This window comes from Vibrio sp. Vb0667, from assembly GCF_033391095.1.
Window position 1 is genome coordinate 1 of sequence record NZ_JAWPOL010000055.1, and the last position, 11397, is coordinate 11397.

Here is an 11397-nt window from a genome sequence, read left to right on the forward strand (position 1 = left end):
TTCTTTTAGTTGTTGATTTCATAACACTCTCCAATTTTGGGGGGTGGAAAGTGTCAACCTTATTTAGGACGGCACAGCTCCATTATAAAAAGCCTGCGAACGTCGCAGGCTTTTTTATCGATTGAGACTGTGTACGCAGGCTTACCTGATTATAGATGTCGGTTTATAGCTGAAAACGCATCAACAAAGGGCGATAAAAGTGCTGAGTGAGCCAGCATAAGCTTTTCCAAATTATGCGTTTGTACCAAGGTAAGTGCGCAATATAAACATAGCTAAATTCAATTTCTGGCCGGGCTTTTCTGTTGCGTTTAAAAGCCGGAGCACCTGAGCTCATATTAAAACGACGCTGGAATATCATTGCGTGGCGGATGGTATAGGCCGATATTCGACGATACAATGCGAGGCGTTGTGGCTTATTGGTATCGTAGCCAAAAATTGGGCAAGTCATATCATTATCAATTTCTACAATGCCTAACGTAGCCAGCATCTCTTCTTGATAAAACAGTCCCACTAACTTTACTAAATTGTTCTGGCTCGCCTGTTTTAAATATTGGGTTGAAAACTGGATGTTATTGAGGCTGTATTTATCAAGGTAAAGCATGTCATATAACTCTTTGGCACGCTGAAACTCTTCATCAGTGGTCAGTGGCCTAAACTGCCAATCTTTATCATTAAGCAGTTTGAAGTCTTTCGTTAAATCTCGGTTGAAGCTGAACGCTTGCCAATCATCAAGTAAATACACTTGTCGTGTTACCAAGCTTTGCCATTGCTGCTGCTCTAATCGCTGAATAAAGCGTGATTGTTGACGCTGGTTGAGGGAGCGAAGCACCAAGGGAAAGGTGGGATGTTTATCGAGTGCGACGCGACGCAGTTCATCGAGATTTAAGGATTTCCATTGTTCGCTATACATATTGGTGGACAAGCACTGATTGTTGAGCGTTTGGACTTGATCCAATCCAGCCAATGATAAGACTGGCTTAGTCATATTAATAAGTAACTTACATACCCATCGAACAGCCACATTTTTGACTTTGTGAAGCTCTTCTTCGGCGTAGCCACTAAGCAGTGTCATAGGGGAGACTGCATAACAGTTGTTTGGTATTTTTGGTGTTACGGAGTAAGGAATGGCAACATCATCGATATAGTAGCAACCAAAGCTTGCTGTGCATTCATCAATAGGATTTGACTGCATAAGAGTGATAAAGGTTTGATGCCATTCTTGAGAGGAAAGTGTCATGAGTTCAATGCCTCTCCATTCCACTCAATATCAACGGTAGAAGCGTCGCTCCACTTCGTCTTGTTCTGCCTAGCTAACCGGAGTAATTCAAACATACTCCGGATTTGGCTCCCGACCGGTAAGTTATGCTGTTGCATCACATTCACTCCAGACCACCAATCTTGCCAAGTTCGAGCTTTGAACAGGGATAACCCGCCTTCAGCGATGAGTGTTATTGGACCTAAATGATGCAATCGCTGCTTGGAAGGACTGGTAAACTCCATATTAGGAAGCAGTTGGTTGCATCGAGACGAGAGTAGGTGCAAACCACTGGTGGCTCTTGGGTTACATTCAATCACGTAGAGTTCATCTTGTGATTTGATGAAGTCAAACGACACTTGCCCATGATAAGTATGACGTTTACCAAAAGCTGCGATAAATGTATCTAGTCGTTCGCACGAGATCGGCTGAAAAGCACTGGCGGCCGAGCCGTTTACACAGTATTTCGGCACATAAGCTTGGTGTGCTTTAAGGTCACCATGTTCAAAAATGGCATAGTTACACACCGGAGTCCCTTGGATTTTTTGTTGCTGAACCCAAGGGAAAAGGGGCGATATCGTGGCGGCAGAAATAGACTGAGTCGTCACATCTCTTATGACTTGCCCGCCAAACCGAGAGTAAACGGGCTTTAGAACGGTCCTCTTATTAATTTCAATCTCACTTTTATCAGCGACCAAACGAGTTTTTGGAAGTGTGATTTCTGGCAAACCCTGAAGCTGTTCAAAGACGGTCAACTTGTTGTGCAGGGCATTGAGTAGTCCCACATTGGGCAGAAAAAAATCTACTTCTGGGCATTGTTTGGCAACATGAGCCAAGTAATACACTTCTTCACAAGTGGGTATCACTATATCAATACGCATCTGAGTAATGATTTTTAGGATCTGCTGTTGATAGGTGGGAAACGCAAATCGAGGTGAAGCGGTGGGTATATAAGACTCGATACCTCGCAAAAACGATCCCAGAGGCTTTTTTAGCGAATCGGTGAGAATTACTTCATGCCCATGATGCATACACATGGTTGCCCACTCTAGTGCAACTGGTGCTCGGGCTCCGGTGATTAAGACCCGCATATGTTCACCACACGTCGTTGTTTATTCATTGGCGTCCAAATAGGCGCAGGGCGGTAACTAAATCTGACAGGATCAAGCCGCAATTGGTCAAACAACTTTATCAAGGCTTGGTGTATAACCCGATGGTGGTGAACATCCGCTTCAATTTGAATGGCTTGTGACCCTGTTTGGGTGATTCGGTAATCCACGCGACCTTTGGCAGATAGTGTTATAGCGCGGTAGATGAGATCTGGTAACACCGTAACTGGGACGTGGTTTGCGTTTAGCGTGAGGCGATCACCACATCGTCCGGCAATCGTGCCAAGAGGTTCAAATACGCCATTATCCTGTTTATTCTCAATAATATCGTCGAGCTGATAACGAATAATGGGCTGAGTTTTACGACGAAAATCGGTGATAATTGGGCTGTAATGAGTACGTTCGGTATTCAGCCAATGTTTTTCGATGTAAATAACATCCTGATTCCAGCGCATTTGTCCATGCTGATCAGTACATGCAAGAAAACCTTCGGTACATTGATAGACTTCATGGAGTTCGCTGTCGAACCGTTGAGAAATAAAGTGACGGTCACTCTCAGTTAGGACTTCTGCACCAGAAATGATCCGCTGTGGTTGAATTTCGGGTTGACCAAATTGACCGCTGAACTGGGCGCAGAGCTGAAGAGCTTGCGCACTACCAACTAAAAGCGTGGGTTGGAACTCATCTAGCTCTTTTATCCATTCTTGGTAAGGTTTAGTTAAATCCGCATAAAAGAATGTGACAGGGCCTTTCGCGACGGATTTATACAGTGGGCTGTTGGCGCGCAAGGCTAGCGCAATTCGGTGCTTTTGCCATAGGTTGGGCAACAGGCGAGCCAATATATTGCCAGCCCACAGTTGCGTTTCCTGTTTGTCAGCAAGAAACAACCCGCGTATGCCTGATGTGCCCGAAGAAAGCCCAACAGTAACATCGCCAACTTTCGAAGCGGCGAAGTTGCGTGACTGTTCTGCTTCGAGTGCTTGTTGCATTAGCTGTTCAGCATCTAAGCCTTTCGTATTCAACTCTGAAAGGTTCTCCATCATGGTTTGCTTATTCATGATAGGGAAATCACTGAGTGGTGCACCTTGAAGTGAGCGGTAATACGGTGAATGACGGCATACCCAATCCAAGTGTTGCGTTAAGTGTTGTTGCTGCCATGTTTCGACTTGTTCACTTGAGCCGAAGGGGCGGTAGCGGGTTCGCCAGAATTCTGAGATAAGCGTTCTCACTTCATCCATCCTTCTTTGATTAGCTGCTGGATAGTTTCCTGACAATGTGAAGGCACGAAGCGAACAAAGTGGTGGGTTTGTTGGTAGCAACTTCTCAACTCGGAGAGGGTGTTTTTATAGGCTTTTGTATCATCGCAAAGCATGTTCGCCAGCCAATGTTGATCGATATTTTCACTCAAGCTCTCGATTAACCAGCATGCATCGGCGAGTAAGAACAGCCAACCTTGGTCTCTTTTAACCAGCAAGCCCACTTGGCCAGCTGCATGGCCTGGCAAGCTAACCATATAAATAAATCCATCGTCGAACATGTCTTTACAGAGCAAATTAACACCTTGGCACTGAGGAAGAATTTGGCTGATTGATACAGAAAAGTCACTATGAATGAATAAGTTAGATTCAAGTTGTGGAGTAAGTAGAGCTTTTAGGTATCCTTTTCTTACGCCTCCAATTCGACCACTTTTAGTAATTGCATCCACCCCTTTTTGTTGGCAATGCAATTGAGAGTGGGAAAACTCAGACACGGCAGCAATGTGATCAGCATGGAAGTGGGAAAGTACTAAGTGTTCAATATCATGAGGTTTGAGACTTTCTTTTGCTAACTGCGCAACAATTCCGTGTTCTTTTTTATAGCGACAAGGTGTTGTCCAAGCATAAAAACGTTCAGGGAAGGGGCGAGTCGCGCTAAAAAAATGCTCGTGATATCCCGTGTCAAACAGGATGTTGCCTTGTGTTGGGTGCTGAATTAACGCAACGGCTGCCGGAAATGCTCTAGGCTTGATACCAGAACCTGGTTTGACAACAAAGCCTGGGTGTACGCAGTGTCCAGCCTCAAAGATTTTTATTTTTAGACCAGTTTGCATACTGCTGTATTCCTTCTTGAATTGAAAAAAGCGGTTGGTAATTCAGTGTTTGTTTCGCCTTGCTGATATCCAGAGTTTGATGATAGTTAAACAATCCTGCGCTGTATGAGGTGAGCCTTGGTTCTGGCTGATGTGGTAAGTGCCTTCGTATTTGCTCACTGAGCTTTAATAATGGTGATACAACGCCGTATGGTAATGATTGTAACGTTACTTTTAGGTTTAACCCCTCACATAAAGCTTGCAGAACAGTCTCAATTGGCATTGGTTCGTTGTTGGAAATGTTGAACACATCACCATGCTGAAGTTGGCCTGCCTGAGTGCAAGCGAGCATCGCTGCATGGGCAACGTTGTCTACATAGGTCAGATCAACCACAGGATTTCTACCCGATGGCAGAAGCAGAGTGTTGTTTTTTATCGCCTTAAGCACTCTTGGGATAATCGCGCGATCATTGGGTCCAAAAATGCCACGCGGTCTTAAAATGATCGCTTTGCTTTGGCCTTTTACGGCTTCAATTTCCGATAGGTATTTTGTGTGTGCGTAATCATTACACCAGTATGAAGCTATGGCGTCGGTTTCTCTAATATTCCAACGGTCTTGATGGTCAAAGTAGACGCTGGTGGACGAAATATGGATAAAACGCGAGATTTGATGCGTATTAGCCGCATTGACGAGGTTTTTGGTGGCATCTACATTGGCTTGATAAAACGCCTGCCACTTTCCCCATGGGCTTGAGAGAGCGGCACAATGGATGACTGCATCCATACCTTGGCATACCGCATGAACTGCTGAGTGGTCTCTTAAATCGACTATATGGGGGATAACATCGAATTGCTCGGCGAGTTGTTTAGCGATGACTGTATTTCGTGCTATAAAATGCAGTTCATGCTGCTGGTGAAACATTCTCAGAATTGCGCTACCCAACATCCCGCTGCCACCAGTGACCAATATCTTCATAGTTTTAGCACTCCCATCCCTAGTGACAACCCTGCGGCGGTGCCAGCTAATAACACATGTTTTCCTGCGGCTTCTGGCTGATTACGCAGCCAGTGTAAGTTAATTGGGAGTGAGGCGGCGACTTGGTTTCCCAAAGTCGAAAAGTGATTAACGGTTTTCTCTGTTGGTAGCCCGGTGAGTGAAGGCAGTTTTTTTAATCCATGCGCGCTGGCTTGATGAGGAAGAAAATAATCAATATCGCTGAATGTTACCGGAGAGGCGTCAAACCCTTTTTTTAGAAACGCTGGTAAGGCTTTACGCACATGTTTAAAGAGTGCTTTGCCCTCCATCTCAAACTGGCAACTTTTTAAATAGGCTTGATGCTCGGAGGTATGCGGATTGATATGACTACCTCCGCCCTTAATTTGACAAAATGAATACCCGGTATGATGCGTTTCAAAGTGACTGGTGAGCAATCCATCATCGTTGTGTTCTTCGAGCAAAAATGCGGCGGCACCGTCCGCGAATAAGGTTGCAACTTCTGGTTTGAGCGTAAAATTTCGATTCAGTGTGATGCCAGTGGCGAGTTCGCTGGTGACAATAAGAATCCGACGGTACCGTTTTGCTAAGAATAGACTCTGAGCAAGACCAAGCGCAGAGAGAAAGGATAAACAGGTGCTGTTCAAATCAAAGCTTTCTAGCCATGTTGGAGCGTCTAACGCGGCGAGAACCGCTGAAGCGTCGTAGGGTAGAGACTGGTGGTGTGTACCGCTAGCGTAGATAAGGAGATCAACGGAGCTTAAGGTATGTGTGTTTCCTAAACACTGCTCTATTGCCTGCACCGCCATGTAAATAGCGGTCTCTTTTGTATTGGCTACATGACGATATTCAACGTCGAATTTATTTCGGCAGGTCCCTGGCGCTAATTTTAGGAAGTGATCCATCTCTCGATCAGACCATTGATTCGTTGGCAGGTAGCTTCCACTGGAAACGATGTTAAAGCCCATTATTCTCTATACACTTATTAAAAACGTCGTTCAAAATAAACCACGTTGCATATTGAAGCTATGGTGAGCGAGATGAAAAATAAACAGAACAAAACAAATGGGAGTAAGAGCACGCTTTGGGTGCAATGCTGAGAATGAATTTTCAGGAATGAGCCAGGCTTTTATTTGCTGGCTCAATTTGAATAGAGTGAGGGTTACTTCTTAAATTTCGCCAAAATACGATCCAAATGGTTTGCAAATTCGCGTCGATCGGTTTGAGAAAGCGCGGCGGGCCCACCTGTCTGAATTCCGCTTGAACGCATGGTTTCCATAAAGTCGCGGATATTTAGGCGAGCTTTGATGGTGTCTTTTGTATAGAGCTCGCCACGAGAACTGAGGGCTTGAGCGCCTTTAGAGATAACCTCATCTGCAAGCGGAATATCTGACGTGATCACCAAATCGTTGGCTTCTACACGCTTGACGATTTCGTTGTCTGCGATGTCAAATCCCGCAGGGACTTGTAGCGAATGGATGTTGTCTCTTTTCGGCACAGGGACAACGTGGTTAGCGACAAACGTACATTCAATCCCCGTACGCTCGGCGGCACGCACAATGGTTTCGCGAATAACTTTTGGACACGCGTCTGCATCTACCCATAACTTCATGATGATTTCTCACTTAGCTTGGCTTCTAGCTCTTCAATACGAGCCACTAATTTTTTCACCGTGCTTTCTAGCGCTGCAAGACGATCATTATCGGTGTGCGCTTGTGCTGCGACTTCAACCTTGGGAACACGCTGAGCACTTTTCCAACTTTTTATTGCGGTGATTAATGCAGGCATTGGGACGGGCGTTTTCAAGCGTGCTTTCACTAACGCTACGGTTGGTTCTTTTCCTTGTTGTTGCAGTTGTTCCATTACCGCTTCTAATTCTTTAGTAACGTCTTGAGTTAACATTTTTAATCCTTAACAACGATATATCTATCATCATACGTTGAGTGCGCTAATTTGGCGAATGGCATTTTGGAGAGTGTAGTGTGAGAGATCTCTTACATAGGTTGTGAGAGAAAACGATTTCGTAAGCGGGAAAAGAGAAGATAAAGAGCTTAAGTTTATGATAAATAATGATTTAACAACTTGTTAACCAATGTGAGAGCCAAATATTTATCTTGGATAGATTGTCTATTTTTGGAAAAGGCGTAAATTGAGAGTTGTCAGCAGGAAGCAGACATGGAACAGGAAAGCACCAAGGATTTGGTTATCGTCAGGAAGACGATTTGGTTGGTCAGGATGATTAATCAAGCATGGAGCGTAGGACATTGTAAGGATACGATCATCAATAGGATGTTGATGACTAAGGTTAGACAATGGACCCTCTAGGATTGAGGTTATGGACAGCATCAGGAAGATGCAAGGGACACCGCTCAAGGAACAAGTGACGTGTGCTAACGAGGAATGTTAGCAGTCAGGATGATAAGGACACCGCTAGGACAGCGACGTAAGGAATAAGCTGACGGAATCAGCCACTATTATGGATGATGCATGGAGCACTTTTAGTAGCCGGACTGCTGCGAGTAAGACCATGACCCCGATACTTATGTGTCGGGGTCTTTCTTATATAAAAACGATATCCAGTGTTCTCATTGAATTAAGCATCTCGATGTTGCTTGGGGATATCAATATCACAAAATATATAAATTCCTAATAACACTTAATAAAAAACAACTCAGATCAATATCCTTTCCAACCAGTTGGTTTAACTTTCGGCTTCTCTACAAGGTGTTATGCCCGCAATCATTGAGCATGTTCAGCTCATCGAGTTTGTGATCTGCGGATAGATTAAGTTTGTTGTAATCAAGGAACAGATGTGGCCATAGTAACCAGAAGAATGCTTCTTCTACCCTACAATGAGTCGTTGCAACTAGAATTCGTCATGCTGAATTGCTGTGCGAAAAACCGTGCTGAATTGAATGGTCCGTATACAGTTGCGTCTGCCAAACAGATGTTTGAGAAAATACTGGATGATGAGAACATTTATAGTATGGCAGTGCTAGAGAGCACCAGTCGTGACTATATGGGGCACGTGTTTATTGCTAATCTCGATTCCGAACCTGAATTAGGGTTTATTTTTGATAAATCATATTGGGGTAAAGGGTTAGCAACAGAAGCACTAAAAGCATTTTTCCCCAAAGCGTACCGTGAGTTGGGCTTGAATAAGGTGAAAGCTAACGTGAATAGCAATCATCAAGCTTCTATGGCGGTACTGAAAAAGCTGGGATTTGTTAAAACAAAAGAAAGTAAGGATATATATGGTCCTTACTTTGAAATGGAATTTACAAGCGATGCGGTGGTAGGTGAAAGTTCTGCGGCCTGAAACCGACCATGGTTAACTCTCCTTGGTAGCAATCGTCACCAAGAGATGAAAACTCAAATTGATACACCGTATGCCAACGCCAGACTCCGTCTGGCGTTTTTAGTTTATGGGCACCAAAGGCGATGCTGATTAATTGGAGATCCAATTGCTCACATTTACGCGTGATGGCCGCTTTTGCGAGTTCGGCTTGGCGACGCTGTTGCCAAAACAGGTAACAGAAAAAGCAGAGCCCTAAAATTGCTAAAAGATCACCAATCATTCCTGAACCTTTCTTAGCTTTTTGTTGCTTGTTGTAAGCTTACTAGCGCATTTGCTAGTTCCTCTGATGGGTTTGAATGCAGCAAAGGCAATAACACCATTCTTAACTCTGGCAGCATCACTAAATCGGCAAATAACTGATTAAATAGGGCTTGATTACCGGTTTGAGCTAAACGCAGCAAAAACTGTTCTGCTACCTTTTCATTGGCGAGTAAGTGCCAAGCGCGACCCGCCACACCAATCAAAACCTCCTGATGGCTTAAACGAGGGCTATGCAATATCGCATCTAATACTGGAGAGGCGACTTCTGTTGGTGCACCAGCAAGGGCTCGGATAAGTGCTGAAAGTAGGAAGAGATCAGGTTCGCTACTTGCGATTTCTTGCTGTGCCTTTTCCGCAATACGTTCTGCTAAACGCTCTTGAAGCTCTACATGCTCAAGCGCACCTAATAGGGCATAAAGTGGCTCATTTGGTAGGTGGTTCAACGCTTTGCGTATCATTACCCCGTTTTGCTCTTTGTCCAAACGAGCGGCCATGTCGGTGATCCCTTGCAGACCTACGGTTTGCCAATTATCCCAGCCTAAACCACCTGAAAAGTAATGCTGAGTGTGCTCATAATATTGGCTGGTAGGAAGATCGAGGTTCGCGCGGACCTGGCTATGAAACACGGCCATTTTGTCTTCGGAAGGTTTGAACGTATATGGGTTATTAGACAGCTTTTGCTGTTGCTCTTCAGAGATATCACCATTGAGGCGTGTTCCCATGGCTTCCACTACGTATTTAATGAAATTGCCGATATCCGCTTGCTTTAACAAACCGCGCTCGTCCAATTCAAACTTTAGAAACCAAATCCAAGGTTGCTTTTGTTCATTCCAATAAGCGATGGCAAGGTGTGCTTTACGCTGCATTGGGAATGGGTACGGTGCTTGACCTTTTTCTACATCGGCAAACTCTTTCTTAGCGATGGTTTTGATACGACGACCAAGATCGAAGATTTGATAATCACAGCGGCTGTTGTTCAACAGTTGAGTGAGGGTTTGAATGTTTTCCATTAAATACGACGTCCTAACGTTCTTTTCACAAGAAATGGTATCATTCTCGGCTAATTCAAGGTTCGAGATAGAATTAATGGTAACAAATACTCAATTGGTCGACTTACTTCACCAACTTGAAACGCAGCTTAAAGAACATAAGTTGTGGCAACACACTAGGCCTTCAGAGCAAGCCTTACAAAGCGTGGAGCCATTTGCGATTGATACATTGCATCCTCATGAGTGGTTGCAGTGGATCTTTATAGACAGAATGCACGTGCTAGTGGAAAACAACCAACCATTGCCAAGAGGGTTTTCTCTCGAGCCCTATTTTTCAGAAGCGTGGAAGCAGGAACCGCAGTTCGCAGAGCTGCTTGTTACAATCCGAACCATTGACGAACTGTGTAAGTAAACTAATGCTAGAACAAAAAATAGCGCGATCTTCAGAACCAGTTGAGCTGGAGATCGTTTATCAGGATGAATATTTTGTAGCGGTCAACAAGCCTGCCGGCATGTTAGTGCATCGCAGTTGGTTAGATAAACACGAAACTCAATTTGTCATGCAAACTTTGCGCGACCAAATTGGTCAGCATGTGTTCCCATTGCATCGTCTGGATCGTCCAACATCTGGTGTGCTCGTGTTTGCTTTGTCGAGTGAAGTCGCATCACAAGTCATGCCGATGTTTGCTGAACATAAAATGGAAAAGACATACCACGCGATAGTACGCGGTTGGATTGAGGAAGAGGGCGTCTTGGATTACGCACTCAAAGTGGAGTTAGACAAGATTGCTGATAAGTTCGCTTCACAAGAAAAAGAAGCGCAAGAAGCGGTGACGGAATATAAGCCGTTGGCTAAAGTGGAGGTTCCCTATTCGACGGGTAAATTTCCTACAACGCGTTATTGCTTAGTTGAGATGAAACCTAAAACGGGGCGTAAGCACCAACTTCGTCGTCATATGGCACATCTACGCCATCCGATCGTGGGTGATACAACGCACGGGGATGGAAAGCACAACAAGCTGTATCGCACAGAGTTTGATTCTCATCGTTTGCTACTGCATGCTTCAGAGTTACGGTTTGTCCATCCATTTACCGATCAAGAGATTGTCATGACGGCCAATCTTGATGAAACTTGGCAGCAATTGTTTACTCGATTTGAGTGGGATGAACCGATAATCGGCGCAGTTAGATCTAGATAATGATTGAGTACAAATAAAAAGGGTTAGCATCAATGCTAACCCTTTTTAATATTTATGTGCCGTCCTAAATAAGGTTGACACTTTCTACCCCCAAAATTGGAGAGTGTTATGAAATCAACAACTAAAAGAACTCAGCGCGATTACTCCCTCGCTTTTAAACTCAC

13 protein-coding genes are annotated in these 11397 nt (G+C 44.4%); 3 read left to right on the top strand and 10 right to left on the bottom strand.

Translation table 11 applies throughout. The annotated features are described in order from the left end of the window. Positions 1-163: 163 nt before the first annotated feature. The 8 genes from R8269_RS22840 to R8269_RS22875 all read right to left on the bottom strand — a co-directional run bounded on the left by R8269_RS22840 (position 164) and on the right by R8269_RS22875 (position 7328). On the bottom strand, positions 164-1237 hold the full coding sequence (locus R8269_RS22840; RefSeq protein WP_318222671.1) for a hypothetical protein: 1074 nt from the start codon (positions 1235-1237) through the stop codon (positions 164-166). After that, positions 1234-2346 (bottom strand): ATP-grasp domain-containing protein, encoded by a 1113-nt coding sequence (locus R8269_RS22845; protein WP_318222672.1) that lies wholly within the window; start codon positions 2344-2346, stop codon positions 1234-1236. The genes R8269_RS22840 and R8269_RS22845 overlap by 4 nt, the downstream gene beginning before the upstream one ends. Next, a complete protein-coding gene (locus R8269_RS22850) occupies positions 2334-3602 on the bottom strand; it encodes a F390 synthetase-related protein (RefSeq protein WP_258476546.1) in 1269 nt (422 codons plus the stop codon). The genes R8269_RS22845 and R8269_RS22850 overlap by 13 nt, the downstream gene beginning before the upstream one ends. Further along, positions 3590-4453: an MBL fold metallo-hydrolase gene (locus R8269_RS22855; protein WP_213915291.1), complete on the bottom strand. Its 864-nt coding sequence runs from the start codon at positions 4451-4453 to the stop codon at positions 3590-3592. The genes R8269_RS22850 and R8269_RS22855 overlap by 13 nt, the downstream gene beginning before the upstream one ends. Next, positions 4422-5408, bottom strand: a complete 987-nt coding sequence (locus R8269_RS22860) for an NAD-dependent epimerase/dehydratase family protein (protein ID WP_042521405.1) — start codon at positions 5406-5408, stop codon at positions 4422-4424. The genes R8269_RS22855 and R8269_RS22860 overlap by 32 nt, the downstream gene beginning before the upstream one ends. After that, positions 5405-6394, bottom strand: coding sequence for a ketoacyl-ACP synthase III (locus R8269_RS22865; protein ID WP_258476544.1), 990 nt, complete (start codon positions 6392-6394; stop codon positions 5405-5407). The genes R8269_RS22860 and R8269_RS22865 overlap by 4 nt, the downstream gene beginning before the upstream one ends. A 194-nt stretch (positions 6395-6588) precedes the next feature. Continuing rightward, entirely contained in the window at positions 6589-7038 is a 450-nt protein-coding gene (locus tag R8269_RS22870; protein ID WP_005380310.1) for a YaiI/YqxD family protein, read from the bottom strand. Then, positions 7035-7328: a hypothetical protein gene (locus R8269_RS22875; protein ID WP_012841496.1), complete on the bottom strand. Its 294-nt coding sequence runs from the start codon at positions 7326-7328 to the stop codon at positions 7035-7037. Before R8269_RS22875 ends, R8269_RS22870 begins: the two co-directional genes overlap by 4 nt. Positions 7329-8259: 931 nt before the next feature. On the opposite strand from R8269_RS22875, the gene R8269_RS22880 reads away from it, so the two are divergent. Beyond that, positions 8260-8745 carry a GNAT family N-acetyltransferase gene (locus R8269_RS22880; RefSeq protein ID WP_258476553.1) on the top strand — a complete coding sequence of 162 codons (486 nt, stop codon included), beginning with the start codon at positions 8260-8262 and terminating at the stop codon, positions 8743-8745. On the opposite strand, the gene R8269_RS22885 is transcribed toward R8269_RS22880, so the two are convergent. Together R8269_RS22885 and R8269_RS22890 are read right to left on the bottom strand one after the other, a co-directional pair. Next, on the bottom strand, positions 8705-9004 hold the full coding sequence (locus R8269_RS22885; RefSeq protein WP_005380315.1) for a DUF3301 domain-containing protein: 300 nt from the start codon (positions 9002-9004) through the stop codon (positions 8705-8707). The two genes, R8269_RS22880 and R8269_RS22885, sit on opposite strands and share 41 nt — an antisense overlap. Positions 9005-9017: 13 nt before the next feature. Continuing rightward, entirely contained in the window at positions 9018-10055 is a 1038-nt protein-coding gene (locus tag R8269_RS22890) for a DUF3549 family protein (protein WP_005391782.1), read from the bottom strand. A 76-nt stretch (positions 10056-10131) separates the two neighbouring features. On the opposite strand from R8269_RS22890, the gene R8269_RS22895 reads away from it, so the two are divergent. Both R8269_RS22895 and truC read left to right on the top strand, forming a co-directional pair. Beyond that, positions 10132-10446, top strand: a complete 315-nt coding sequence (locus tag R8269_RS22895; RefSeq protein ID WP_005391784.1) for a YqcC family protein — start codon at positions 10132-10134, stop codon at positions 10444-10446. Between the two features lie 4 nt (positions 10447-10450). Continuing rightward, the gene (gene truC, locus R8269_RS22900; protein ID WP_005391793.1) at positions 10451-11233 is read left to right on the top strand and encodes a tRNA pseudouridine(65) synthase TruC; all 783 of its coding nucleotides are present in this window, start codon (positions 10451-10453) and stop codon (positions 11231-11233) included. Positions 11234-11397: the final 164 nt, after the last annotated feature.